The organism is Streptomyces sp. NPDC052299 (genome assembly GCF_040679335.1).
GTDB lineage: Bacteria > Actinomycetota > Actinomycetes > Streptomycetales > Streptomycetaceae > Streptomyces.
In genome coordinates this window covers 1-26,276 of sequence record NZ_JBFAUP010000008.1, presented here as the reverse complement: position 1 = coordinate 26,276, position 26,276 = coordinate 1, and the positions used below count along the sequence as shown (strand labels likewise).

Here is a 26,276-nt window from a genome sequence, read left to right as displayed (position 1 = left end):
GTTCACACCCACGTTCGGGGGCGGAAACGGTTGGCCCGCTCCACCAGTTCGATCCTCTCGGCCCCGGGCTCCGCGAGCCGGGCGAGCATCCGGTACGCACGCTCCAGGCCGAACCGCAGTCCGCGCTCGTCCAGCTCGCTGCCGAGCAGCGTCCCCGGGCCGTGCGGCCCGGCGTGCGCGGCCGACTGCGGCCCCGAAGGGCTACCGGAGAGTACCCAGTCCAGCGCCGTACCCAGCACCTCGGCCGAGAGGCGTTCCCGCCGGACCGCGTCGAGCCCCAGCCCCGACAGGGCCGACACCTGGGCCGCGGCGGCCGTCAGGTCCGCCATCAGCGGCTCGTCCGGGGCCCGTTCGCGCAGCCGGGCCCGGACGGCGGCTATCCGGGCCGCCGTGTAGTGGATCGACGCCTCCGGCACCGACTCCAGCGTCCGGACCGCCGCGCTCCGGTCCCCGGCCGCGATCTGCACCCGGGCCAGACCGAAGGCCGCGCTCACGAAGCTCGGGTCGGTCAGCCACACCAGCCGGTAGTACTCGGCGGCGTTGTCCAGCTGCCCGAGGACCTCCGCGCAGATGCCGAGGGCCAGCTTCGGCGCGGGCTCCCCGGGGAACGCGTCGTACACCGCGTCGAAGGAAAGCGCGGCGTTCTCCTTGTCGCCGGTCACCAGCGAGGTGAGGCCCCGGTACCAGACGACGCGCCAGTCGTCGGCGTGCTGCCCCTCCAGCGCGGCCAGGGTCTCCGCGGCGGCGGCGAGGTCGCCCATCTCCAGGTAGGCGCGCAGCTCCCGCAGCCTGGTCTCCAGCGACGCGGTGGGCACCGCCTGCAGCGCGGCGACCAGTTCGGCGGGCGCCGAGGCCATCACCCCGGCCAGGAACCCGGCGTTCGGGTCGCTCGCGTCGACCCGCGGCACGGGCAGCGCGAGCGAGGTCCCCCGCACGTCGAGCCCGGCGAGCCGGGGAGATCCGGAGCCCGCCGGCACCGGAGCGGCACCGGGGGAGGGGACCGGGCTGCGCGGAGCGGGGACGCTCGCGGCGGGCGCGTACGGCAGGGGGCCCGGACCGGTGCCCGCCCCGCCCGGCGTACGGACATGGGTGGCGGCCGATGGCACCGGTGCCGCCCCCGTGGGCGAGGCGGGAGGCGGACCGGCGGGCAGCGCCCCCGGCATGCCCCCGGGCGGGGTCGCGGCGGCGGGTGCCGGGGCGCTCGTCCCGTTCCGGCGGCGGCCGAGGAAGCCTCCCGGCCCGGCGGCGGCCCGCGCCCCCAGGCGCGACACCTCGCCCGCCGCGTCCGCGAACAGCTCCGTGTCGGTGACCCGGAGCTCCGCCCCGAACAGCGTGGACAGCGCCGGGCGCGGGCGCCCCGACTGGAGCGAGACCACCTCGCGCAGGACGCCCGTCAGCTGCTCGGCCATCTCCGCCGCCGAGGCGAACCGGCGCGCCGGGTCGGGGTCGGTGGCGCGTACCAGGAGCCGGTAGAACGACTCGTAGCTCCGGAACACCTCGATGTTGTCCGGGTCCGGCAGCGAGTCCACGAAGACGTTCGTGTACCCCTGGAAGTCGAAGGTGAGCACCGCGAGGGTGCGCGCCACCGTGTACAGGTCGGAGGCGACCGACGGGCCGACCTCCGCGACCTCGGGCGCCTGGTAGCCGACGGTGCCGTAGATCGCCGACTCCTCGTCGTCCATCCGGCGGACCGCGCCCATGTCGATCAGCTTCAGCTGGTCCTCGGTCTGGATCGCGTTGTCGACCTTGAAGTCGCAGTACAGCAGGTTGCGGCTGTGCAGGTGGCCCAGGGCCTCCAGGGCCTCGATGCCGAACGCGCACGCCTGCTCGACCGGCAGGGGATCGCGCTTCCCGGCCGGTGTGCGGCGCTCGTTGGCGATCTCCTTGAGCGACTTGCCGCCGACGTACTCCATGACGATGTAGCCGTCGAGCGAACCGGTCCGCTGGTCCAGGTGCTCCACGAAGTTGTAGATGCGGACGATGTTGGAGTGCTCGATCTCCGCGAGGAACCGCCGCTCCGAGATCGCCGCCGCCATGGCGTCCTGGTCACCCGTGTCCAGCAGGCCCTTGAGCACCACCCAGCGGTCCGACACCGCCTTGTCCACCGCGAGGTAGACCCAGCCGAGCCCGCCGTGCGCGAGACAGCCCGCGACCTCGTACTGCCCGTGGACGACGTCGCCCGCCTCCAGCTTCGGCACGAAGGAGTACGGGTGGCCGCACTTGGTGCAGAACCCCTCGGTGCGGCCCGGCCGGTCGCCCCGGGCCCGGCCCACCGGTGCCCCGCAGTCGGAGCGCGAGCAGAACCGCTTGCGCTCGGGCACCTCCGGGTTCTCCATCACGGCCGTACGCGGGTCGGGCCGCGGCACGTCCGGCACCTGCACCAGGCCCGCGCCCAGCCGGTTGCGGCCGGAGGCGTTGGTCGACTTGGCGGACGAGCGCACCGACACCGAGTGCGTGCCGGTTTGGCCGGACACCGACAGCGAACGCGAGAGCCGCCCCGACACCGAACGCCGCGACGTGGAGGACCGCGACGAGGACCGCGAGGAAGCCCGCGAGGAGGACTGCGAACTGCTGCGCGCCGAAGCGCTGTTGGACCCCCGGCTGCCCCGCCCGCCGACCGCGACCCCGGTGGGCGGTGAACTCACCATCCCGTTCGGGGAGACGACGGGCGCCAGGCCGCAGGTGTCGCAGTACAGCTCACCGCCGCCCATGTCCTCGTAACTGCCCTCGCACGCGGGGCGCTGGCACTGCGTACTCATGTCCGTTCCCCCTCTTCGCCCCGCCGCCACGACGGTTGGTCACCTCTGCCCAGCAGGTCCAGGGCCGCGTCCTGGTAGCGCTGCACCGCCTGCGCCGCCACCCGCAGATCGCACGGGGCGCTCCACAGCATCCGGCGCGCCGCGTCGTACCGCTCGATCAGGACCGGGTCCTCCGCGAGGCCGTTGCGGGCCACCTTCGCCTTGTACGCGTCGAGCCGGCCGCGCAGCTCCGCCCGGACGGCCAGCGGCGCGGTCACCGCCGTCAGCTGCTCGCGGGCCCGCAGCAACTCCTCCTCCGCCTCCCGCTCCAGGGTCTCCAGGAGCGGCGAGAGGCGGTGCCAGCGGGCGTGCCTGCGGTACTCCGACGCGGCGGCCAGCCGCTCCTGGAGGACGGTCGGCGGTCCGTTGACCACGGGCACCTCCGACGCGGCGATCTTGGCCAGCACCTCGCCGCGCGCCACCCGGGCCTCGGCCAGCGTGCGATCGGCCCGGGACAGCACGTCGCGCAGGTGCACCAGCCGCTGTTCGGCGTCCTGCCGTACGGCGAGCACCGCCTCGACCTCGCGCCGCACCTCCTCCAGCGCCCGGGCCGCCCGGTCGTAGCGCGTCGTGTCGGGGCGTCCGCCGCCGGGCGCCGCGCTGCCGGGGCCCGGCAGCCAGAAGGCCAGCGGGTCCGAGATCACCTGCGCCCGCAGCGTGGCCAGCTCGCCGGTGATCGCCTCCAGCTCGTCGCCCGCCGGGTGCTCACCGGGCCGGACGCCCACCGAGTGCGCCAGCGAGTGGGTGCGGCGCAGCTCGGCGGCGAGGAGGTCTATGCGGGCGGGCATCGCCGACCACACCGTGTCCGAGGCCACGACCATGTCCAGGGCGCTCGCGTACAGGCCGTTCATCCGGGAGACCAGCTCCTCCAGCGTGAACCGCTCGGAGAGGCGGGCCGGGCCGGAGACGGACGGGTCGTGCCCGGCGACGGCGTGCGCCACGGTGACGCCCTGGCCGCGCAGCAGTTCGGTCAGGGCCGTCAGGTCCTCGCGGTTGGGGTGGCGGCGCCGGGCCCGCACCTCGCGGGCCCGCTCGAGCACCCCCGTGTACGCGTCGAAGTAGCTCCACAGCAGCGTGACCGACCGCTCGGTGACGGCCCACCGCTCCCTGGTGACACCGGACAGCTCGGCGCCCTCCAGGAGCCTGCGGCCCGCGTGGTCCTGGAGGGCGAGGAGCGAGGTCTCGATCGCCTCGTGCTCCGCGCCGAGCCGGGACAGCGCGCGGTCGGCCTCGTCCCGGTCCATGACCGGACCGGGGGGCCGGGCCGCGTAGCTGGGGAAGGGGCCAGCGACGCCCATCGATCACTCTCCGCTCTCCCCGCCGGGCCTGGGCCCCGCGGGATCAGTGCCGCCGCCCGCAGGGCGGGGCCGCCGCTAGTCCCGGTACTTCGGCTCCGGCGGGGCCTGGACCCCCGGCAGGCCCTCCTGGAGCCAGGCGCGGTACGACTTCATCCAGAGGCTGTCCGCGCCGCCCGCCCGGTAGTCGACCAGGACCTTGTTGACCCGGGACACCAGGTCGTCCGCGCCCTTCTTCGTGGCCACGCCGTAGTACTCGGTGGTGAACGGGTCGCCCTTGAGCTCGACCGCCGGGTCCTGGGCGGCCTGGCCCGCGGCCAGCGCGTTGTCCGTGACGACCGCGTCGACCTCGCCCAGCTGGAGCCGTACCAGGCAGTCCAGCTGGTTGGGCACGGTCAGCCGGTCCTCGTCGGCCGCCGTGCCGTCGTGCTCGTCCTTGAAGACCGAGCCGAACGACTCCTTCTCCAGGGCGTCGTACGCCGTCGAGCCCTCGGCGGTGCAGATGCGCTTGCCGGCCAGCGTGGAGTTGAAACCGGTGATCGAGTGGTCCTCCTTCGCGGCGAGGACCTGCTGGCCGGCCTGGAAGTAGGCGGTGGAGAACGAGACCTGCTTCAGCCGGGCGCAGTTGATCGTCATCGTCCGCACGACCACGTCGACCTTGTCGTTCTCCAGCGCGGCGATGCGCTGGTTGGTCGGGATGGCCCGGAAGATCACCTTGCCGCCGTCACCGAGGATGTCCTTGGCGATGGCCCGGACCAGGTCGATGTCGAAGCCTTCGAGGTCCCCGGTCGCCGGATTGCGGAAGCCCCACTGGAAGCTGTTCTGGTCCACGCCCGCGATGAGCTTGCCGCGCTCCTTGATCTTGCGGACCGCGTCCCCGTCCACGGCGCCCGGCCGCAGGCTCGCCTCCGGGTCCGTGCAGGCGTCGGCCTTCGCCTGGAGGGCGTGCGCCGCGCCCGGCCCCGTCACCTGCGGGCCGAAGACGTCGTCGCCCGGGTGGGAGAGGGGCAGCAGGGTCAGCGACGCGGTCAGCGCGCAGGCGGCGGCCATGGCGGTCACCCCGCCCCAGCCGCGCAGCCGGCCGATGCCCTTCGGGTTCTTCGCTGTCATCGATCCCCCTCTCACCGGAACTCCGAAAGCCTGCGGTTGACGCCGACGATCGCCGCGACCGCGCCCAGCACGGCCAGGATCACCGCGCCGGCCGGCAGGCCGCCCAGCGCGCCGCGGCCGTCCCGTGCGGCCCGGGTGAAGTCGTCCTGCTCGTGCGCCAGGGCGTCGCGCAGCGCGTCGTCCACCTTCTTGAAGGACTCGCCCGTGGAGTTCTCCTGGCCGATGATCTGCTCCAGGGCCGATTCGTAGTCCCCGGCGTCGTCGGTCCTGCGGGCCGTACGGTGGCGGCCCTGCCACTCCTTGACCGCCTCGGCCGCCGCGGCGACCGGCTTGCCGCCCTCGCCGTCCCCGGTCTCTTCGGCCAGCTTCGCCGCCGCGGCCAGCTCGCCGCCGAGCGCCTTCATGCCCGCCGTGTAGTCGGTCTCGTACTTGTCGTTCTTGCCGTCCGCGGTGAGCACCGCGCCCCGGGCGACCACCGTCAGGTTCTCGTCGGCGCGCGCCTTCAGCGAGTCGATGCGGGCCCGGTTGAGCACGTCCATCGGCCGCTGCCCGTGCGAATCGGCCTCGGCCAGGCCGGACCTGGCCACCGTGTGCCCGACCGCGAGCCACAGCAGCAACACCGTCGTCGCGGCCGTCGCGGCCAGCAGGCCGTGGTTGAACACCCGGTTCGTCCGGCGGTAGTTGCGGCGCTGCGCCCAGGCCAGCACGGCCAGGGCGACGACACCGGTGCCGAGCGCGAGCAGCGGCCAGGACCGGGCGGAGCCCTGGTCGTCGCCGAGCCGGCCGGTCTCCGCCGCGTACAGCCGCTCGGCGGCCGGCAGCAGCTCGCCGGACATCGTCTGGTTCGCGTACCGCAGATAGGCGCCGCCCAGCGGGAGGCCCTGGCGGTTGTTGGCGCGGGCGCGCTCGATCAGGCCCGTGTAGCGGGGGAGCCCTTCGTTGAGCGTGGTGATCTCGCGGGCGGACGCGGTGGCGGCGTCCGTGTTCGCCGCGGCCTTCACCAGCAGCCGGGACGCCTCCTCGATGTCCTTCACATACTGGTCGTGCACCGCGCGCGGCTCCTGCGGCCCGGCCAGGAAGCCGCTCGCCGCCGCCGCGTCCGCGTCCGCGAGCGAGCGGTAGATGCCCGCCGCGTCGGCGCTGAGCGGCTGGCTGCGCTCCACCACGTCGTCGGCGGACGCGGCCCGGTCGTTGATCTGGACCGCCGTCACCGCCCCGAACGCGAGGACCAGGAGCGCCAGGACGGCCCCGATGACGCGCAGCCGCCCCGGCTCGGTGGTCGCGGCGGCACGCAACTGCCCGATCACGGCGGCCCGGGCGCTCGGCTGCTGTGGCACGGGCACGGGCACGGGCGCCGGAACGGGCGCGGCCTCCGGCGCGGGCGCCTGTCCCAGCGCGCGTTGCAGCGCCTCACGCGCACTCGGCGGGTGTGTCACTCGACCTCCCCCTCGGTCACTGACGGCGGCCCGCCCCCGGCCGATCGGGAGGCTGGTGCCCGGCCAGAAGTATGGCCTCAGGGACCGGCACCCACATCCAGAACGCCTGGATCGGGCACCGGACCACGCCGCGGCCGGCCGCGACCGGCCGCAGTCAACCGCATTCGATCAAGACCGGCGCCGTTGATCAAGGCGAACGGCACGATCCCCCACCGGGCCGTCCTCCCCTCAACAACACGACCGGGACGCCCGATCGGTTCCCGAACGCGTGGGGCGCCCCGAAACCCGCAGGCCACGGGGCGCCCCTGACGGCCCGGTGATCAGGCGTACTGCGCCCGCAGGCGCGCGTGCACCTCCGGCGCGGCGCCCGTGTGATCCAGGCCCAGGAGCCCGGCGCCGAGGACCGGTGACTCCTGCACCACGCGCACCACGGCCTTCGGGGCCCGCGCCGCGAGGAGTTCGCGGATGCGGTCGTCCAGCCGCGGGTGACGCGCCGCCAGGACGCTGCCGCCGAGCAGCACCGGCGCCTCCTCGTCCAGCAGCCCGAGCCGGGTCAGCGCGACCGAGGCCAGCGCCACGACCTCTTCGGCCAGCCGGTCCACCAGGGCCCGCGCGACCGGGTCGCCCGCCGCGCTCGTGGCGAAGAGCACCGGGGCCAGCTCGTGTCGGCGCTCCGGCGCGATGCGGCCCAGGTGCAGCGCCTCGATCAGCGCGTACATCGAGCCGAGCCCGAAGTGCGCGGGGAGCGTCCGGGCCAGCTCGGTCGGCTCTCCCCGGCCGTCCTCGGCGCGCGCGGCGAACCACAGCGCCTCCTCGGACAGACCCGAACCGCCGCCCCAGTCACCGGAGATCCGCCCGATCGCCGGGAAGCGCGCGGTGCGCCCGTCCGGGACCATGCCGACGCAGTTGATGCCCGCGCCGCACACCACGGCCACGCCGCGCGGCTCGTCCACCCCGGCGCGCAGGATCGCGAAGGTGTCGTTGCGCACCTCGACGGTCCGGCCCCAGCCGCGCGCGGCCAGCGCCGCCGTCAGCTGCTCCTCCTCGACCGGCAGGTCCGCGTTGGCGAGGCAGGCGGACACGTGGGCGACCTGCCCGGCGTCCGCCCCGGCCTCGGTGAACGCCCGCTCCACCGCCGCGCCGAGCACGTCGACGGCCGTCTCCACTCCGGCCAGCGGCGGCTGGAAACCGCCGCCCCTGGCCGTGGACAGCACCGTGCCGTCCGCACCGATGAGGGCCACATCGGTCTTGCTGTTCCCCGCGTCGATCGCGAGGACGGAACCGTTCACGCCCACGAAAGGTGCTCCCGGTTGTGCGCGATCAGCTTGTCGGTCAGCGCGTCGGCGTACTCGAACTGGCCGATCAGGGGGTGCGCGAGCAGCGCCTTGAAGACCCGGTCCCGGCCGCCGTGCAGCGCGGCCTCCAGCGCCAGGCCCTCGTACGCCGTGACGTTGGCGATGAGCCCCGCGTACAGCGGGTCCAGGGCGGGCACGGCGAGCGGCGTGGCGCCCGAGCCGTCGACCTTCGCCTGGACCTCGATCACCGCGTCGTCCGGCAGGAACGGCAGGGTGCCGTTGTTGTACGTGTTGACCACCTGGTGCGCCGAGCCGCCGCCGCCCAGCAGGGCCGCCGCCAGGTCCACGGCCGCCTCCGAGTAGAAGGCGCCGCCGCGCTTGGCGAGCAGCGCGGGCTTCTCGTCCAGCGCCGGGTCGCCGTACATCGCCAGGAGCTCCTTCTCCATGGCGGCGACCTCGGCGGCCCGCGAGGGCTTGGTGCCGAGCTCGCGGACGACCTCGTCGTGCGCGTAGAAGTACCGCAGGTAGTACGAGGGGACGACGCCGAGCCGGTCCACGACCGCGCGCGGCATGTGGAGGTCGTCCGCGATGGCGTCGCCGTGTTCGGCGATCAGCCGGGGCAGCACGTCCTCCCCCCGGGGGCCGCCGAGGCGCACCCCCAGCTCCCAGGTGAGGTGGTTCAGCCCGACGTGGTCGAGGTGCACCTCGGCGGGGGCGACGTCGAGCAGCCGGGCGAACTTGCGCTGGAAGCCGATGGCCACGTTGCACAGGCCGACGGCCTTGTGCCCGGCCCGGAGCAGGGCGCGGGTGACGATGCCGACCGGGTTGGTGAAGTCGATGATCCAGGCGTCCGGGTTGGTGCGCCGGACGCGTTCGGCGATGTCCAGGACGACCGGGACGGTGCGCAGCGCCTTGGCGAGGCCGCCGGCCCCGGTGGTCTCCTGGCCGACGCAGCCGCACTCCAGGGGCCAGGTCTCGTCCTGGTTGCGGGCGGCCTGGCCGCCGACGCGCAGCTGGAGCAGGACGGCGTCCGCTCCGGCGACGCCCGCGTCGACGTCCGAGGTGGTGACGATGCGGCCCGGGTGGCCCTGCTTGGCGAAGATGCGCCGGGCGAGGCCGCCCACGAGGTCGAGCCGGTCGGCGGCCGGGTCGACGAGGACCAGCTCCTCGACCGGCAGCGTGTCACGCAGCCGGGCGAATCCGTCGATCAGTTCGGGGGTGTAGGTGGACCCGCCACCCACTACAGCGAGCTTCATGGTTCAGCCCTTTACTCCGGTCAGTGTGACGCCCTCGACAAAGGCCTTCTGTGCGAAGAAGAAGACGACGATCACAGGGGCCATGACCAGAACGGTCGCGGCCATGGTCAGGTTCCAGTCGGTGTGGTGTGCGCCCTTGAAGGACTCAAGGCCGTAACTCAGCGTCCAGGCGCCCGGGTTCTCCGAGGCGTAGATCTGCGGGCCGAAGTAGTCGTTCCAGGCGTAGAAGAACTGGAAGAGGGCGACGGCGGCGATCCCCGGCTTGGCCATCGGCACCACCACGCGCAGCAGGGCGCGCAGTTCGCCGCAGCCGTCGACCTTCGCCGCGTCGAGGTACTCGTCGGGGATGGTCAGCAGGAACTGCCGCAGCAGGAAGATGGAGAACGCGTCGCCGAAGGCCATCGGGATGATCAGCGGCCAGAGCGTGCCGGACAGGTCCAGCTGCTTGGCCCAGAACAGGTACATCGGGATGACCACGACCTGCGGCGGCAGCATCATCATCGAGATGACGAGCATCAGCGAAAGCCGCCGGCCGCGGAAGCGGAACTTGGCGAGCGCGTACGCCACCGGCAGCGAGGACACCACCGTGAGGACGGTGCCCAGGCCCGCGTACAGCAGGGTGTTCCGCCACCAGGTCAGGAAGCCCGGGGTGTCGAACACCCGCTTGTAGTTGGCCCACTCGAAGGGGTGCGGCCACAGGTCCCGGGTGAGGGCCTGCTGGTCGCTCATCAGTGAGGTGAGCACGAGGAAGACGAACGGCAGCACGAAGAAGAGCGCGGCGGCGACGCCGAGCGCGTGCACGGCGATCCAGTTCAGCAGCGCCTTGCGGCGCGCGACGCGCTGGGCCGGGGTGGCGGGGCCACCCGCCGGTCCGGCGGTCTCCGGGAGGTCGAGAACCTGCGCCATGTCACTCACCTGCCTGGATCAGTCCGCTGCGGCGCCGCATCAGCAGTGCGGTGAACGCCATGGCGAGGACGAAGAGAACGAGCGCGACCACACAGGCGGAGCCGTAGTCGAAGCGCTGGAAACCGAGGTTGTAGACCAGCTGCGGAAGCGTCAGTGTCGACTTGTCGGGATAGCCGGGCTCGAACTGCTGGCCCGAGCCGCCCATCACGCCGGACGCGACCTTCCCGGCCACCAGCGGCTGGGTGTAGTACTGCATCGTCTGGATGACGCCGGTGACCACGGCGAACATGATGATCGGCGAGATGTTCGGCAGCGTGACGTACCGGAACCGGTGGTACGCGGTCGCCCCGTCCAGCTCCGCCGCCTCGTACTGCTCCTTCGGCACGTCGAGCAGCGCGGCCATGAAGATCACCATCAGGTCGCCCACCCCCCACACTGCGAGCGCGGTCAGCGCGGGCTTCGACCAGGTGGCGTCGGTGAACCAGCCGGGCGTGCCCATCCCCAGGTCGCCGAGGATCGAGTTGACCGGCCCGGTCCCGGGGTTGAGGAGGAAGACGAAGCCCAGCGTGGCCGCGACCGGCGGCGCCAGATAGGGCAGGTAGAACAGCGTCCGGAAGACGCCCGTGCCCGTCTTGATCCTGGTGATCAGCATCCCGACGCCGAGTCCGAAGACCACCCGGCAGGTCACCATCACGACGACCAGCCACAGCGTGTTGCGCAACGCCGGCCAGAACAGCGGGTAGTCACCGAAGACGTACGACCAGTTCTTGAAGCCGCTGAACTCGGGGGCGGCGAACCCGTCGTAACTGGTGAAGGAGAAGTAGACCGTGGAGATCAGCGGGTAGGCGAAGAAGACGCAGAACCCGATCAGCCAGGGCGACATGAAGGCCGCCGTCCGAAGCGCCGACCTGCGGCGCTTCGAACGGAGTGTGTACGTGCTCATCGCGTCGGCTCTACTTCGCCTGGGCGATCGCCGCGTCGATTTCCTTCGCGGTCTTCTCCAGACCGGCCTGGATGTCCGTCTGCTTGCCCTTCTCGACGTCGAAGCCGAGGTTCTGCAGGGACGTCAGGTACGCGCCGCCGTTCACCGAGGGCGGGGTGGTGGTCGACTTCGGGTTCGCGGCGATGTCCAGGAAGGTCTTGAAGCGCGGGTCGTACTTCAGCTTCGGCGACTTCAGCGCGGCCAGCGTGGAGGGGACGTTGTGGATGGCGTTGGCGAAGTTCACGACCGCGTCGGTGTCGGTCGTCATGAACTTGACCAGCTCCCAGGCGGCGTTCTGCTTGCTGGAGGTCGAGGCGATGCCCGCGATGGTGCCGGTCAGATAGCCCTTGCCGTACGTGTCGGCCTCGTCGTCCGCGACGGGCATCGGGGCCACCCCGATCTCGAAGCCCGGCTTGGTGTCCTCGGCCATGCCGAGCCGCCACTCACCGTCCAGCTGCATGGCGACCTGGCCGGTGTGGAACGGGTGCTTGGCGCCCCACTCGTCACCGAAGCCGGTGCGGAACTTCTCCAGCTTCGCGTAGCCGCCGAGCGAGTCGACCAGCTTCTTCTGGTTGGTGAGCAGCGCGGCGAACGCCGGGTCCTTCGCGATGTTCGACTTGCCGTCCGCGTCGAAGTAGGTGGGGTTCCAGGCACCGAGGTAGTGCTCGGTGGTCGACTCGTAGCCGTGGTAGTTCGGCATGAAGCCCAGCTGCTCGTACGAGTCGCCCTTGGTCTTCGTCAGCTTCTTGGCGTCGGCCGCGAACTCGGACCAGGTCTTCGGCGGGTTCGCGATCCCGGCCTTCTCGAACGCGTCCTTGTTGTAGTAGAGCCCGTACGCGTCACCCAGCAGCGGGACCGTGCAGCGCACCCCTTCGTACTGGGTGTACTCGTTCATCGCCTTCGGGAAGGTCGCCTCGGGGTCGATGCCGTCCTTCTTCAGGAACGGGTTGAGGTCCACGAACGCCTTCGACGAGCAGAACTTGCCCACGTTGTTCGTGGTGAACGACGAGACCACGTCCGGCGCCTTGGACCCGCCGGCGCGCAGCGCCTGGTTGATCTTGTCGTCGGTCATGTTGCCGACGACCTTCACGTGGATGTTGGGGTGGGCCTTCTCGAAGGCGGCGATCGTGGCCTCGATGCCCTTCACCTCGCCCGGCGCGCTCCAGCCGTGCCAGAACGTGATGGTCGTCTCCTTGGACGCGTCATCGTTGGCCCCCGCATTGCTCTGCCCGGTACAGGCGGAGGCGAACAGGGCTATCGCGGCGGTCGCGGCGAGCGCGACGGCCGGCTTCCGGCGGTTTCCGGACATGGTGGTGTCTCCCGGTGAAGCGGTGGGCTGGGACGGGGCGTGTACGGGAAAGCAGTGGCGTGAGTGGTCAGCGCGAGGTGTCGAACACTTCGTCGCGGGTGGTCGCGAGCGCGCTCTCCAGCGCGCCGCGCAGAACGGGCCGGTGGGTGACGTCCCCGGCGAGCAGCCGGGGCCTGGACGCGGCGAGCTCGGCCAGCTCGGCCGCGACCCGGGCGCGCAACTGCTCCCCGCCGCGCGAGAACAGCTCACCGGAGAGCACGACGATCTCCGGGTCGAGGACGGCGACCAGGGAGGCCAGGCCGGTCGCGAGGCCGGTGGCGAACCGGTCGAGCAGCGCGGCGTACGGCCCCGCCTCGCCCCGTTCCACGGCCTCGGCGGCCCGGCCCACCAGCTCGGCGGCGATCTCGTGGTGGGTGCCGGAGCCCGGCGCCTCCTCGATGCCCAGCTCCCGGGCCAGGCGCGCGAGCACCTGGGCGCCCGCCAGTTCCTGGAAGCCGCCCGCGTTGGCCTTGGTGACCTGGCGGACCAGCGGCGCCCCCGGCACCGGCAGGAAGCCGACCTCGCCGGCACCTCCGGTGAAGCCCCGGTGCAGCCGGCCGTTGATGACCAGGGCGGCGCCCAGGCCCTCCTCGTTCCACAGGAGCACGAAGTCGTCGTGGCCCCGCGCCGCGCCGCGCCGCTGCTCGGCCACCGCGACGAGGTTGACGTCGTTCTCGTACTCGACGGGCATCGGCAGCACCGCCGCCAGCTCGTCGAGCAGCGTGGCGGAGTGCCAGCCGGGCAGGTGCGAGGCGTACCTCAGCCGGCCGGTGTTCGGGTCGAAGGCGCCCGGTGTGCCGATGACCACCCGGTGCACGTCGGCCCGGGTCAGCCCGGCGGCCGCCACCGCGCCGTCCAGCGCCTCGGTCACCTCGCGCACCACGCCGTCGGCGCGCCGCCCGGGGGTCCGCAGCTCGAACTCCCCGACCGTCTCGCCGGTCACATCGGCGACGGCGGCGACGATGCGGTGCGCGTTGACGTCGAGCCCGGCGACGTGGGCGGCGGCGGCGTTGACCGCGTACAGCTGGGCGTTGGGGCCGGGGCGCCCGGCGGCGGTCCCGGTGGCGACGACGAGCCCGGCGGCTTCGAGGCGGGCCAGCAGCTGGGAGGCGGTGGGCTTGGAGAGTCCGGTGAGCTTCCCGATCCGGGTCCGCGACAGGGGGCCGTGCTCCAGGAGCAGATCGAGGGCGGCGCGGTCGTTCATGGCGCGCAGGACGCTGGGTGTACCCGGCGTGTTTCCGGCCATGAGCGTGGCACCTGCCCTCTGTTAGGAAAGTTTCCTGTTCGGTGAGAGGAAGGTAGGGCCCGGGCCACCGGGGCGTCAATGACCTGACGGCCGGTGGCAACCAAAGCGTTACCCGGCCGGAAACGACAGCGGCCGGGGACCTCGCGGTCCCCGGCCTGCCCGACGTGAAAGGCCCTACTTCGTGGTGCTCGGCGGCGGGATCGGGGCCGTCGCGAGCGACTGCGGGGATGTCGCCGAGGCGTACGCGGACGGGGCGGCCATCCCGGCCGTGGGGTCGGCGCCCTCCGGCGCCTCCTCCGGGGCGCCGGTCACCATGCTGATGCCCGCCGCGTCCAGCGCCACCTTGATGCGCCAGCGCAGCTCCCGCTCCACACCGGCCGCCTCGCCCGGCATGGTCTTCGCGCTCACCCGGACGGTCATCGAGTCCAGCAGCACCGTGTCCAGGCCCAGGATCTCCACCGGGCCCCACAGCCGCTCGCTCCAGGGCTCCTCCTTGGCCATCACCTGGGCCGCCTCGGTGATCACCTCACGGATCTTCTCCAGGTCCTCCGTCGGGCGGACCTGGACGTCGACGCCCGCCGTGGACCAGCCCTGGCTGAGGTTGCCGATCCGCTTGACCTCGCCGTTGCGGACGTACCAGATCGCGCCGTTCTCGCCGCGCAGCTTCGTGACCCGCAGGCCCACCTCGATGACCTCGCCGGAGGCGACGCCCGCGTCGATCTGGTCGCCGACCCCGTACTGGTCCTCCAGGATCATGAAGACCCCGGACAGGAAGTCGGTGACCAGGTTGCGGGCGCCGAAGCCCAGCGCCACACCGGCGACCCCGGCGGAGGCGAGCAACGGGGCCAGATTGATCTGGAACGCGCCCAGGATCATCAGCGCGGCGGTGCCCAGGATCAGGAACGAGGCCACCGAACGGAGCACCGAGCCGATCGCCTCCGACCGCTGGCGGCGGCGCTCCGCGTTGACCAGGAGGCTGCCCAGCGCGGTGCCCTGGACGGCCTGCGCGCTGCGGTTCATCCGTTCTATGAACTTGCTCAGGGCGCGGCGGACCAGATGGCGCAGGACGACCGCGACGGCCGCGATGAGGACGATCCGCAGCCCGGTGTTCAGCCAGGTGGACCAGTTCTCCTCCACCCAGCCCGCGGCGTCTCCCGCCTGCTTCGCGGCTTCGTCCAGCGAGCCGCCGGGCTCGGGTGACGGGGCTGCGGCCAACAGGGCGGACAGGGACACGGCGAGACCTCCAGGGGGCGGGCGCTGAGCGGAAGAGCGCTGAACAACCACACTAACGGGGGACCCCTGCGGGAAAAATTCGTTCCGGCCCGTTACCCGTACGTGGTGGCGCTCCGACCAGGCGTGAGGGGAGACTGAGAGCGGAGATCGTCCCGGCGCGAGCCACGCGCCGCCGGCGTACAAGGAGGCATACGTGCCGCATGTCCTGGTTCTCAACGCGTCGTACGAGCCGCTCGGCGTCGTACCGCTCCGCCGCGCACTCGTCCTCGTCCTCGAGAACAAGGCCATCTGTCTTGAAGAGTCCGGCGCCCTCATGCACAGCGCGACCCGGACCGTCCCGGCCCCCAGCGTCGTCCGGCTCAAGCGGTTCGTCCGCGTCCCCTACCGGGGTCCGGTGCCGCTGACCCGGCGGGCCCTGTTCGCCAGGGACGGGGGGCGCTGCATGTACTGCGGGGCCGCCGCGACCAGTGTCGACCACGTCATCCCGCGCAGCCGGGGCGGCCGGCACGCCTGGGACAACGTGGTGGCGGCCTGCCGCCGCTGCAACCACGTCAAGGCCGACCGCCATCTGCCCGAGCTCGGCTGGCGGCTGCACCAGCAGCCCGCCCCGCCGACCGGACTGGCCTGGCGGATCATCGGCACGGGGCACCGCGACCCGCGCTGGCTGCCCTATCTGCAACCGTTCGGCGCGGACGACGCGATGGCCCGGATCGACGGCATCTCAGCCTGAGACCGGGCCCGCGTGCTTTCCGGGGCGGCCCGCCGCCGCCCCGGGGCCCCGGCCTGCCCGTGCCCAGTCAGTCGTCCTCCGCTACCGCGTACGCCTCGGCCGACCAGAGCGAGATCCCGTACTTCGTGGCCCGTTCGTCGCCCACGACGCGCACGAACCGGGTGTCCTCCGCGTCCATCCGCACCGACTCGCGGCCGCCCCGGCCCTCGCGGACGGTCGCGGCGGTGCGCCAGGTGCGGCCGTCCGAGGAGACCTGGACGCGGTAGCGCGAGGCGTACGCGTCCTGCCAGTGCAGCACCACCCGGCCGAGCCGGACCGGCGCGGCCAGTTCCGCCTGCCACCACGCCCCGTCCGCGGCCGGTGAGGACCAGCGGGTCTCCGGGTCGCCGTCGGACGCGGCGGACGCCGGGAAGTCCTCGGTCTCGTCGCCCGACGAGGACGCGGCGGCCCCGCGCAGCAGGTCGGGTCCGGCGGTGCGCGGGTAGGCCCGGACGGTCAGCGTGGTCCTCTCGTCGCCGAAGGCGAACGGCACCTCGTACTCCCCGGCCGGGGTGTCCTCCGGGACCGTGATCCGCACCGGGACCTCGGTCCGCGTCCCGCGCGGCACGGTCGTCCGCTTCGGCACCCGGACCTCGATGCCCCCGGGCGCCTTCGCGGTCAGCCGGCCGCTCACCTCGGCGGGGCGCCGGCCGGACAGCCGGGCCCGGACCTCCTGCGGCCCGCCGCCGATGACCGCGTCCGTCTCGCCGCGTGCCAGGTCCAGCCGGGCGGCCGGCTCGTCGCCGAACCAGGGGACCAGGGAGCGCACCTCCGGGGCGGCCCCCGCGCGGACGGACGCCCCCGCCAGGGGCGGGATGACCAGGGGCGGCGCCCCGTCCGCCAGCGGGGTCGCGGCCGGCCAGCTGATCCGGACCGCGTCGGCCCGCACCCCCTCGCCCGCCGCCTGGGTCCAGCCGCTCGCCGACAACGGGCCGAGCGCGAGCCACCCCTCGCCCGGCACATGCGCCTGGACCGTCGCGCCCGCGGCCACCCCGTCGTCCGGCACGGTCGTCGCGGTGACCGCCTCCAGCGGACGGGCCCGGCCGAGGCGCACCGTGTAGCTGCCCGGCGCCTCGGACACCTCGCCGCCCGGCCGGTCCGTGCCGGTCCAGGAGCGGGCGTCCTCGCGGACCCGGTCGAGGAACGCGTCGAGCACGCCCTCGCCGACCTTCGCGCCGCCCGCCGCGATGTCCTTCCGGACCGGTTCCAGCGCCAGGGACGCCCGCCAGGCGGCGGCGCCGTCGCCCCGGGCCTGGGCGCACAGCAGGTCCACGGCCAGCTCGCCCGCGTGGCCGTAGCGGGACAGCTGTGCGCTCCACGGCCGGACCTCGGCGCCGAGCCGGCCCCCGGCGACGCCCGCGAGCCGCGCCGGGGCCGCCCGCATCTCGCCGAAGGCGTCCCGCAGCCGGTCCGCCGCCGCGTCGAGCGCCTTGCCCGCGCCGTCCGCGTACGCCTCGCGGAACGCGGCGATCAACGGCCGCAGATACGCGGACTCGGTGGAGCCGAGCACGGAGCCCGCGCTGTTGCCCGCGAGCGCCCGCAGCGCGCCGGCGCTCCGGCCGTCGCCGCCCGCGAGGTCGTCGATCGCGGCGTCCCAGGACTTCGCGGGGTCGTAGCCCCTCGGGTTCCACGCGAAGTCGGCGGCCGTGAAGAGCGGGATGCGGGACGCGGCGGGCTGCTCCATCGCGTTGGCGAGCAGCGCCGCCGAACCGGACGCCACCGCCGGGTCCCGGCCGGTGTACGGGCCGAGGAAGATCCGGTCCTGCGCGTAGTCGTTGACCGGGTAGTTGTCCATGGTCACCAGCGGGTGCCCGAACGCGGCGCGCGCCCCGGCCAGTTCGCCGCCGGTGATGGTCCTCGGCACGACCCCGACGCCCGTCCAGGCGACCTCGACCCCGTCCGCCAGCTCCCGGGCGAGCGCCGTGCGGTACGCCGTCGCCCCGTCCTGGTAGTACTCGGTCGGCATCACCGACAGCGGCGGGGCGTCCGCGTGCCGCTCCGCCAGGTGCCGGGCCACGCCGTTCACGACCCGGGCCTGTGCCCGGGCCGCCGCCGCGGGGCCGCTGCCGAAGGCGTCCGCGTCGGCCGCGCAGTGCCACTCGCTGTAGCTGACGTCCTGGAACTGCACCTGGAAGACCCGCACCCCCAGGTCCCACATCGCGTCGATCTTGCGGTTCAGCGCCCTGAGGTCACGGTCCGACGACAGGCACATGGACTGGCCCGGCGCCACCGCCCAGCCGAGCGTCACGTGCTCGGCCGCGGCCCGCTCGGCCAGCGCCCGGAAGCCGGCCTTCCGCGCCGCCGGGTACGGGTCGCGCCAACGGGCCTGGCGGTACGGGTCGTCGCCCGCCGCGTACAGATAGCGGTTCTGCTTGGTGCGCCCCAGGAAGCCGAGCTGCGCGAGCCGGTCCTCCTGGCTCCACGGCTGCCCGTAGAACCCCTCGGTCAGCCCGCGCACGGCGGTGGACGGCCAGTCCCGCACGGTGACCCCGGCGACCTTCCCGCCCCGGACCAGCTGGCGCAGCGTCTGCACCGCGTGGAAGAGCCCGTCCTCGCCGACGCCCTCGATGGCCACCGTGTCCCGCTCCGCGACCCGCCCGGCCGCCAGCCGGTAGCCGCCCGCCGGGAGGTCCGCGCGGTCCGGGGCGCCCAGGCCGCGCAGTGCGTCCGCCGCCCCGTCGCCGCCGAGACGCAGGACAGGACCGGCACCCGGCAGCGCCTCGTGGACCGTGCGCACCCCGGCGTCCGCCAGGATCGCGCGCAGCTCCTTCACGGCGTACGGGTCGGCCTCCGCGTCCGCGATCAGGGTGACCTCGCGGCCCAGGGCGACGGCGGGCCCGGCCGCCGCCATGCTCTGCGGGCGCGGCCACACGGCGGGGAGCGCGGAGTCCGCCGCGCGGCTCCGGTCGGCCGCGGACCTGGACGCCGGGTCCGGGGGAGCGGCGAGCGCGGGCGGGGCCCCGGCGGCGAGCAGCCCGCCGAGCACGGCCACGGCGACGGCCGTCGCCCGCGTCCTCCCACTGAGCCGCATCCCTGTCTCTCCCCTCGCCCTACCCGTGGGTACCGAGCCCACCACCCCGCGCGCGAGGGTGTCAATGCGCGAGGTGTTCGGTACGGAAATGCCCTGATGTGACCGGTGTGATGAACGGGGTGCGTGCGGCGGGGCGATACGCGAAAGACAGCGCCGAATGGCCGAAAAAGGCGAACGTCTTGCGGGCAACGGGCCCTTCGGGAACGGAATGTGACCCGGAGCACGTTGAACTCGTTGTTGTAACGCCTACGTCTGCGGCGGCGCCCGCTGGGTAGGCCGTCACTGTCCTGTTCTCCACGGCCAGGAGGCCACCATGCCCGCCACCGCGCAGCGCCCGCTCTCCGCCCTCCCCAAACAGGCATCCGCCCCGCTGATCAGCGCGTCCCCCGCCGCCGTGCCCGGCCCGCTCACGAGCGAAGCGCCGCTCGCCGACGCCATACCCCTGACCAGCGAGCCCCCGCTCGCCGAGGCCACCCCCCTGACCAGCGAGCCCCCGCTCGCCGTCCTCGCCCCGCTGACCAGCGAACCGGCCGCGTCCGGCTGCGCATGGGGCCCGGAGTCCCCAGGAGTCTGAATGGGCTTGTCCCGGCTCGCCGCACTGCACGGCGTCGCCACCTCCTTCTCCCCGTCCGCCGGCGTCACCGGGTCCGTCCCCGAGACCACGGTCGTCGCCGTGCTCGGCGCGCTCGGTGTCGACGCCACGACGCCCGAAGCGGTACGCGACGCACTCGCCGCCGCCGAGTCGGCCGCCCGCAATCGGCTCCTCCCGGACACGCTGGTGGTGTGGTCCGGCGAACCGCTCCCGCCCGCGCTGACCGGACTGCCGCCCGGCACGGAGCTGACGGTCCGGCCGGAGGAGAGCGACGAGCCGGTCCTGCTGCGGGTCCCCACCGGGGGACCTGATCCGGCCGGACCGGGAAGCGCCTGGTGGACCGAGCCCCCGTTCGGCGTGCACCGGCTCACCGTCCGCGCGCCGGGCCGCGGAGCCCAGGACTGCACGCTCGTCGTCGCCCCGGACCGCGCCCCCCAGCCGCCCGCCCGCACCCACGGCTTCCTGGTCCAGCTCTACTCCCTGCTCTCCGCCCGCTCCTGGGGCATGGGCGACCTCGGTGACCTCGCCGACCTCGCCTCCTGGTCCGGCCGCCGCCTCGGCGCCGGCTTCGTCCAGGTCAACCCGCTGCACGCGGCGCTGCCCGGCGACCCCACCGACCCCTCGCCCTACCGCCCCTCCTCCCGGCGCTTCCCCGACCCCGTGCACCTGCGCGTCGAGTCCGTCCCGGAGTACGGGCACGTGCCCGACCCGGTCGACCTGGACGCGCTGCGCCGCAAGGGCGCCGAGCTGCGGGAAGCCGTCCTGGACAAGGGCGCCCTCATCGACCGGGACGCCGTCTGGGCCCTCAAGCGGCAGGCCCTCGACCTGATCCTCGCGGTCCCCCTCACCCCCGGCCGGCACGCCGATTACTGCGACTTCCTCGCCGCCCAAGGCCGCGCCCTGGAGGACCACGCCCTGTGGTGCGCGCTCGCCGAGGTGCACGGCCCCGACTGGCACGACTGGCCGGAGGAGCTGCGCGACCCCCGCTCCGACGCCACCGCCCGCGCCCGCGCCGAGCTGCTGGACCGGGTCGACCACCACTGCCGGCTCGCCTGGCTGACCGCCGGCCAGCTCGCCGACGCCCAGCGCGCCGCCCGGGAGGCCGGGATGCCCGTCGGCGTCGTCCACGACCTCGCGGTCGGCGTGCACCCCGGCGGCGCCGACACCTGGGCCCAGCAGGACGCCTTCGCCCACGGCATGTCCGTCGGCGCGCCCCCGGACGCGTTCAACGCGCGCGGCCAGGACTGGGGTCTGCCGCCCTGGCGCCCGGACGCCCTCGCCGCCTCCGGCTACGCCCCGTACCGCGGCCTGCTGCGCGGTGTCCTCGCCCACGCGGGCGCCCTCCGCATCGACCACGTGATGGGCCTGTTCCGGCTCTGGTGGGTGCCCGAGGGCCGCCCGCCCACCGAGGGCACCTACGTCTCGCACGACGCGGAGGCGATGCTCGCCGTCCTGGTCCTGGAGGCGCACCGGGCCGGCACCGTCGTCGTCGGTGAGGACCTGGGCACGGTCGAGCCCGGCGTCCGCGAGGCGCTGGCCCGTCGCGGCGTCCTCGGCACCTCGGTGCTCTGGTTCGAGCGGGACTGGGCGGGCGACGGACGCCCCCTGGCCCCCGAGCGGTGGCGCCGGGACTGCCTGGCCACCGCGACCACCCACGACCTGCCGTCCACCGCCGCCCGGCTGACCGGCGACCACGTGGCGCTCCGCCACCGCCTCGGCCTGCTCACCCGCCCGCTGGACGAGGAGCTGCGGGAGGACGGCGCGGACACGGCCGAGTGGCTGGCCCTGCTCACCCGGCTCGGCCTGCTCCCCGGCGGCGCCGCGCTTCCCGGGGCCGAGGGCGGCGCCGACGAGGAGGCGGCCGTCCAAGCCGTCCACCGCTTCCTGCTGCGCACCCCCGCCCGGATGACCGGGATCTGGCTCCCCGACACCGTCGGCGACCGCCGCCCGCAGAACCTCCCGGGCACCTGGGACCAGTATCCGAACTGGCGGCTGCCCGTCGCCGACGCCGAGGGCGTCCCGGTCACGCTGGAACAACTGGCCGCCTCGCCCCGGCTGCACCGCCTGATGGACGTCCTGCGCGCCCCGCGGGAGCCCGGGGAGGCCCGCCTGCCATGACCGGGCCCCGTACGGCACCCCCGGGCGCGCGGCCCGCGCGGGCGTTCGCTACGTTTGCACCGTGGACAAGAAGAACGCTATGCGCGCCGGCGCCGTCGCCGCCGGAACGACGCTGATGATGCTGCTGATGTCGTCCCCCGCGCTCGCGCTCACCCGCGACGACGGCGACGACCCGGGTACCGGCCTGAGCGTGCTCGACACGCTCGGCCTGTTCGTCCTGGCGCCGCTCGTCCTGTTCGGGGTCATCGCGGGCCTGGTCATGGTCCTCGACAAGTCCAAGAAGCAGGCCTGACCCACCTGCCCGGCGACCGGGGCCCCGCCCCGGTCCCGTCCCGCACGGCACGGGTGCGCCGCACGGTAGCCGCTACCGCGCGGCGCACCCGCATGTCCGGACCCGGACGCGGCGGTAGGTTGCGCCCATGACCGAGTGGGACGTCAAGAAGCTCCGCATCCTGCGCACCCTGCGCGACCGGGGCACGGTCACCGCGACCGCCGACGCCCTGCTGATGACCCCCTCGGCGGTCTCGCAGCAGCTCTCCAACCTGGCCAGACAGCTCGGCGTGCCGCTCCTGGAGGCACAGGGCCGCCGCGTCCGCCTCACCGACGCCGCCCAGCTCGTCCTGCGCCACGCCGAGGCGGTCTTCGCCCAACTGGAACGCGCCGACGCCGAGCTGACCGGCTATCTGCGCGGCGAGGCGGGCGAGGTCCGGGTCGCCGCGTTCGCCACCGCCGTGCCCGCCCTCGTCGTCCCGGCCGTGCAGCGGCTGCGCGCCGACCCCCGCCCCGGCCCCGAGGTCCGGGTGCGCGAGGCGGAGGCCGCCCAGGCGTACGAACTGCTCGCCGCCGCCGAGGTCGACCTCGCCCTGTCGCTGGCCGCCGACGCGCCGACGGCCCGCGACCCCCGGTTCGCCGTTCTGCCGCTGCTCGCCGACCCGCTCGACGTGGCGCTCCCGGCCGGGCACCGCCTCGCGGACGCGCCCGGACTGCGCCTCGCCGACCTGTCCGCCGAGCCCTGGATCTACGGCGGCTCCGGCCCCTGGTCGGAGATCACCGTCTCCGCGTGCCGGGCGGCGGGCTTCGTACCCGAGCAGGCGCACAGCGCGTCCGGCTGGACGGCGATCCTCGCCATGGTCGCCGCGGACCTGGGGATCGCGCTCGTTCCGCGCATGGCCTCGGTGGAACGGCACGGCCGGGAGGGCGTGGTGATGCGGGTCCTCGACGCGGACCGGCCCCGCCGCCACGTCGTCGCCGCCGTCCGGCGCGGGGGAGAGGACGCCCCCGCCGTGGCCCGGGTCCTCGCGGCGCTGCGCGAGGCGGCGGAGCCGTACGGGGACGGCACCACCGTTCAGCCCAGCTGAACGATTCATGCGGAAACTTTCGATGGACCTACCGGCTTCCGGCGTACGACAGTGACCGCATGACCACCGAACAGAATGAGATCCGGCACGACGACCCCCACGCCAACGAGGCGGCACCGTACGGCGGCGGTGACCCCTACGCCGACTACCGCACCGCCGACCTCCCCTTCACCGGCCTCGTGGACCTCGCCGACCGGCGGCTCGGCGCGGGCGTGATCGCCGCCAACGACGAGTTCTTCGCCCAGCGCGAGAACCTGCTCGTCCGGGAACGCGCGGTCTTCGACCCCGAGCACTTCGGCCACAAGGGCAAGATCATGGACGGCTGGGAGACCCGCCGCCGGCGCGGCGCGGACGCCCGGCACCCGTTCCCGGCCCCCGACGAGCACGACTGGGCGCTGATCCGGCTCGGCGCCCCCGGCATCATCCGCGGCATCGTCGTGGACACCGCCCACTTCCGGGGCAACTACCCGCAGCGCGTCTCCGTCCAGGCCACCTGCGTCGAGGGCGCGCCCGGCCCGGAGGAACTGCTCGCCGACGACGTGAAGTGGGAGGAGATCGTCCCCCCGACGCCCGTGCGCGGCCACGCCGCCAACGGCTTCGAGATCACCGGCGGACGCCGCTGGACCCACATCCGCCTCTGCCAGCACCCCGACGGCGGCATCGCACGCCTCCGGGTGCACGGCGAGGTCGTCCCCGACCCGTCCTGGCTGGCCACGCTCGGCACGTTCGACCTGATCTCGGTCCTGAACGGCGGCAGTTACGAGGACGCCTCGGACCGGTTCTACTCCTCGCCGACCCAGATCATCCTGCCGGGCACCTCGCGCAAGATGGACGACGGCTGGGAGAACCGCCGCCGCCGGGTCCGCGACACCAACGACTGGGTCCGCTTCCGGCTGCCCGCCCAGGGCGCCGTCCGCGCGGTCGAGATCGACACCGCCTACCTCAAGGGCAACGCGGCCGGCTGGATCGCCCTGCACGGCCGGGACGGCGAGAGCGGTGAGTGGTCCGAGATCATCCCGCGCACCCGCCTCCAGCCCGACACCCTGCACCGCTTCACGCTGCCGGACGAGGCCGTGGTCACTCACGTGCGCCTCGACGCCTTCCCCGACGGCGGAGTCGCCCGGATGCGCCTGCACGGCTCCCTGACCGAGTCCGGCGCGGCGGACCTCCGGGCCCGCTACGAGGCGTCGGCCTCGTGAGCCCCCGCCCGGCGGACGGCTGCGCTTCAGCGCCTGTCCGCCGGGCGGTTTCCAGCCGGGTTACGCGGTCGCTGCTGCCGCGTCCGCCGTCCGGGCCCGCAGCGCGCGCTCCACGCCCGAACGGGACTCCGAGATCAGCCGGCGCAGCCCCGCGCCCGGCTCGGCCGAGGCCAGCCAGGCGTCCGTGGCGTCCAGGGTCTCCTGCGAGACCTGGAGCGCCGGGTACAGGCCGATCGCGACCTGCTGGGCCATCTCGTGGCTCCGCGAGTCCCAGACGCCCTTCACCGCGGCGAAGAACTTCTCGGTGTACGGGGCCAGCAGCTCGCGCTGGTCCGTCTGCACGAAGCCGGCGATGACCGCCTCCTGGAGGGAGTTCGGCAGCTTGTCCGACTCCACGACCGACGCCCACGCCTCGGCCTTCGCCTCCTCGCTCGGCCGCGCCGCCCGCGCGGAGGCGGCGTGGCGCTCGCCCGCCGCCGTCCGGTCCCGCGCGTACTCGGCGTCGATCTCCTCCTCGTCGATGAGCCCGGTGGCGGCGAGCCGCTGGACGAACGCCCAGCGCAGCTCGGTGTCCACGGTCAGGCCCTCGATCGCCTCGGTGCCGTCGAGCAGCGAGCGGAGCAGGTCCAGCTGCTGCGGGGTGCGGGCGGTGGCCGCGAAGGCGCGCGCCCAGGCCAGCTGGTGGTCGCTGCCGGGCTCGGCGGCGCGCAGGTGCGCGAGCGTCGCCTCGGTCCACTGCGTCAGGCCCGCCTCGCGCCATTCCGGCGTCGCGTACAGGTCGATCGCCGTCTTGACCTGGCGGTGCAGCGACTGCACGACGCCGATGTCCGACTCCTTGCCGATTCCCGAGAGGACCAGCGCGAGGTAGTCGCGGGTGGCCAGCTCGCCGTCGCGGGTCATGTCCCAGGCGGAGGCCCAGCACAGGGCGCGCGGCAGGGATTCGGTGAAGTCGCCCAGGTGCTCGGTGACGACCCGCAGCGACTCCTCGTCCAGGCGGACCTTCGCGTACGACAGGTCGTCGTCGTTGAGCAGGATGACGGCCGGGCGCGCCTTGCCCGCCGGGAACGGCACGGTGGTGCGCTCGCCGTCGACGTCCAGCTCGATCCGGTCCGTGCGGACCAGCTTGCCGTCGGCGGCAGGGTCGATGGCATAGCAGCCAATGGCGATCCGGTGCGGCCGCAGCGTCGGCTCGCCCTTGGCCCCCGCGGGCAGCGCGGGCGCCTCCTGCAGCACGGTGAACGAGGTGACGTGACCGTTCTCGTCGGTCTCGATCTCCGGACGCAGGATGTTGATCCCGGCCGTCTCCAGCCACGCCTTCGACCAGGTCTTCAGGTCGCGCCCGGAGGTCTCCTCCAGCGCGCCCAGGAGGTCGGTCAGCCGTGTGTTGCCGAAGGCGTGCGCCTTGAAGTACGCCTGGACGCCCTTGAAGAACGCGTCCATGCCGACGTACGCGACGAGCTGCTTGAGGACCGAGGCGCCCTTGGCGTACGTGATGCCGTCGAAGTTGACCAGGACGTCGTCCAGGTCGCGGATGTCGGCCATGATCGGGTGGGTGGAGGGCAGCTGGTCCTGCCGGTAGGCCCACGTCTTCATGGAGTTGGCGAACGTGGTCCAGGACTGCGGCCACCCCGAGCCCTCGGCGTACGCCAGGCAGGCGATCGAGGTGTACGTGGCGAACGACTCGTTCAGCCAGAGGTCGTTCCACCACTCCATGGTGACGAGGTCGCCGAACCACATGTGGGCCAGCTCGTGCAGGATGGTCTCGGCCCGCGTCTCGTACGCCGCGTCGGTCACCTTGGACCGGAAGACGTACTGGTCGCGGATGGTGACCGCGCCCGCGTTCTCCATCGCGCCCGCGTTGAACTCGGGGACGAAGAGCTGGTCGTACTTGGCGAACGGGTACGCGTAGTCGAACTTCTCCTGGAACCAGTCGAAGCCCATCCGGGTCACGTCGAAGATCGCGTCCGCGTCCAGGTACTCGGCGAGCGAGGGCCGGCAGTAGATGCCGAGGGGGACGGTCCGGCCGTCCTTCTCGTAGCTGCTGTGCACCGAGTGGTACGGCCCGACGATCAGCGCGGTGATGTACGAGGAGATGCGCGGCGTCGGCTCGAACGACCAGACGTCGTCCTTCGGCTCCGGCGTCGGCGAGTTGGAGATCACCGTCCAGCCCGACGGCGCCTTCACAGTGAACCGGAACGTCGCCTTCAGGTCCGGCTGCTCGAAGCTCGCGAAGACCCGGCGCGCATCCGGCACCTCGAACTGGGTGTACAGGTACGCCTGCTCGTCGACCGGATCGACGAAACG

At 73.7% G+C, this 26,276-nt stretch carries 19 protein-coding genes; 6 read left to right on the top strand and 13 right to left on the bottom strand.

Translation table 11 applies throughout. The annotated features are described in order from the left end of the window. Window positions 1-2 precede the first annotated feature (2 nt). From AB0L33_RS15305 to AB0L33_RS15255, 11 genes are all read right to left on the bottom strand, one after another. Window positions 3-2,759, bottom strand: a complete 2,757-nt coding sequence (locus AB0L33_RS15305) for a tetratricopeptide repeat protein (RefSeq protein WP_365681476.1) — start codon at window positions 2,757-2,759, stop codon at window positions 3-5. Continuing rightward, window positions 2,756-4,096 (bottom strand): hypothetical protein, encoded by a 1,341-nt coding sequence (locus AB0L33_RS15300; RefSeq protein WP_365681474.1) that lies wholly within the window; start codon window positions 4,094-4,096, stop codon window positions 2,756-2,758. The genes AB0L33_RS15305 and AB0L33_RS15300 overlap by 4 nt, the downstream gene beginning before the upstream one ends. 75 nt (window positions 4,097-4,171) lie before the next feature. Beyond that, complete coding sequence (locus tag AB0L33_RS15295) at window positions 4,172-5,203, bottom strand: glutamate ABC transporter substrate-binding protein (RefSeq protein ID WP_365681472.1); 1,032 nt, start codon at window positions 5,201-5,203, stop codon at window positions 4,172-4,174. Between the two features lie 11 nt (window positions 5,204-5,214). Beyond that, a complete protein-coding gene (locus tag AB0L33_RS15290) occupies window positions 5,215-6,540 on the bottom strand; it encodes a hypothetical protein (protein ID WP_365681979.1) in 1,326 nt (441 codons plus the stop codon). A 419-nt stretch (window positions 6,541-6,959) separates the two neighbouring features. Continuing rightward, the gene (locus AB0L33_RS15285; RefSeq protein WP_365681470.1) at window positions 6,960-7,934 is read right to left on the bottom strand and encodes a BadF/BadG/BcrA/BcrD ATPase family protein; all 975 of its coding nucleotides are present in this window, start codon (window positions 7,932-7,934) and stop codon (window positions 6,960-6,962) included. Continuing rightward, window positions 7,925-9,190, bottom strand: a complete 1,266-nt coding sequence (locus AB0L33_RS15280) for a 6-phospho-beta-glucosidase (protein WP_365681468.1) — start codon at window positions 9,188-9,190, stop codon at window positions 7,925-7,927. Before AB0L33_RS15280 ends, AB0L33_RS15285 begins: the two co-directional genes overlap by 10 nt. Before the next feature lie 3 nt (window positions 9,191-9,193). Further along, the gene (locus AB0L33_RS15275) at window positions 9,194-10,096 is read right to left on the bottom strand and encodes a carbohydrate ABC transporter permease (RefSeq protein WP_365681466.1); all 903 of its coding nucleotides are present in this window, start codon (window positions 10,094-10,096) and stop codon (window positions 9,194-9,196) included. A 1-nt stretch (window position 10,097) separates the two neighbouring features. Next, on the bottom strand, window positions 10,098-11,039 hold the full coding sequence (locus AB0L33_RS15270) for a sugar ABC transporter permease (RefSeq protein WP_365681464.1): 942 nt from the start codon (window positions 11,037-11,039) through the stop codon (window positions 10,098-10,100). A gap of 10 nt (window positions 11,040-11,049) precedes the next feature. Then, complete coding sequence (locus AB0L33_RS15265; protein ID WP_365681462.1) at window positions 11,050-12,387, bottom strand: ABC transporter substrate-binding protein; 1,338 nt, start codon at window positions 12,385-12,387, stop codon at window positions 11,050-11,052. Between the two features lie 67 nt (window positions 12,388-12,454). Further along, entirely contained in the window at window positions 12,455-13,672 is a 1,218-nt protein-coding gene (locus tag AB0L33_RS15260; protein ID WP_365681460.1) for an ROK family transcriptional regulator, read from the bottom strand. A gap of 174 nt (window positions 13,673-13,846) precedes the next feature. Further along, window positions 13,847-14,905, bottom strand: coding sequence for a mechanosensitive ion channel family protein (locus tag AB0L33_RS15255; protein ID WP_365681458.1), 1,059 nt, complete (start codon window positions 14,903-14,905; stop codon window positions 13,847-13,849). Between the two features lie 193 nt (window positions 14,906-15,098). Here AB0L33_RS15255 and AB0L33_RS15250 point away from each other — a divergent pair, with 193 nt between their 5' ends. Continuing rightward, window positions 15,099-15,635 carry an HNH endonuclease gene (locus AB0L33_RS15250; RefSeq protein WP_365681456.1) on the top strand — a complete coding sequence of 179 codons (537 nt, stop codon included), beginning with the start codon at window positions 15,099-15,101 and terminating at the stop codon, window positions 15,633-15,635. A 67-nt stretch (window positions 15,636-15,702) separates the two neighbouring features. Here AB0L33_RS15250 and AB0L33_RS15245 read toward each other — a convergent pair whose 3' ends face one another. Further along, the gene (locus AB0L33_RS15245) at window positions 15,703-18,705 is read right to left on the bottom strand and encodes a beta-N-acetylglucosaminidase domain-containing protein (protein ID WP_365681454.1); all 3,003 of its coding nucleotides are present in this window, start codon (window positions 18,703-18,705) and stop codon (window positions 15,703-15,705) included. A 313-nt stretch (window positions 18,706-19,018) separates the two neighbouring features. Between AB0L33_RS15245 and AB0L33_RS15240 the strand changes: the two genes are divergently transcribed. From AB0L33_RS15240 to alc, 5 genes are all read left to right on the top strand, one after another. Continuing rightward, window positions 19,019-19,279, top strand: a complete 261-nt coding sequence (locus tag AB0L33_RS15240) for a hypothetical protein (protein WP_365681452.1) — start codon at window positions 19,019-19,021, stop codon at window positions 19,277-19,279. Then, a complete protein-coding gene (gene malQ, locus AB0L33_RS15235; protein WP_365681450.1) occupies window positions 19,280-21,415 on the top strand; it encodes a 4-alpha-glucanotransferase in 2,136 nt (711 codons plus the stop codon). It abuts the gene before it with no gap. 61 nt (window positions 21,416-21,476) lie between these two features. Then, a complete protein-coding gene (locus tag AB0L33_RS15230; protein WP_365681448.1) occupies window positions 21,477-21,707 on the top strand; it encodes a hypothetical protein in 231 nt (76 codons plus the stop codon). Window positions 21,708-21,834: 127 nt separating this feature from the next. After that, window positions 21,835-22,773 (top strand): LysR substrate-binding domain-containing protein, encoded by a 939-nt coding sequence (locus AB0L33_RS15225; RefSeq protein WP_365681446.1) that lies wholly within the window; start codon window positions 21,835-21,837, stop codon window positions 22,771-22,773. Between the two features lie 59 nt (window positions 22,774-22,832). Continuing rightward, window positions 22,833-23,972, top strand: a complete 1,140-nt coding sequence (gene alc, locus AB0L33_RS15220) for an allantoicase (RefSeq protein ID WP_365681444.1) — start codon at window positions 22,833-22,835, stop codon at window positions 23,970-23,972. A gap of 60 nt (window positions 23,973-24,032) precedes the next feature. Here the strand turns inward: alc and pepN are convergent. Continuing rightward, the coding region (pepN, locus tag AB0L33_RS15215) for an aminopeptidase N (RefSeq protein ID WP_365681442.1) at window positions 24,033-26,276 on the bottom strand (2,244 nt) is incomplete at its 5' end.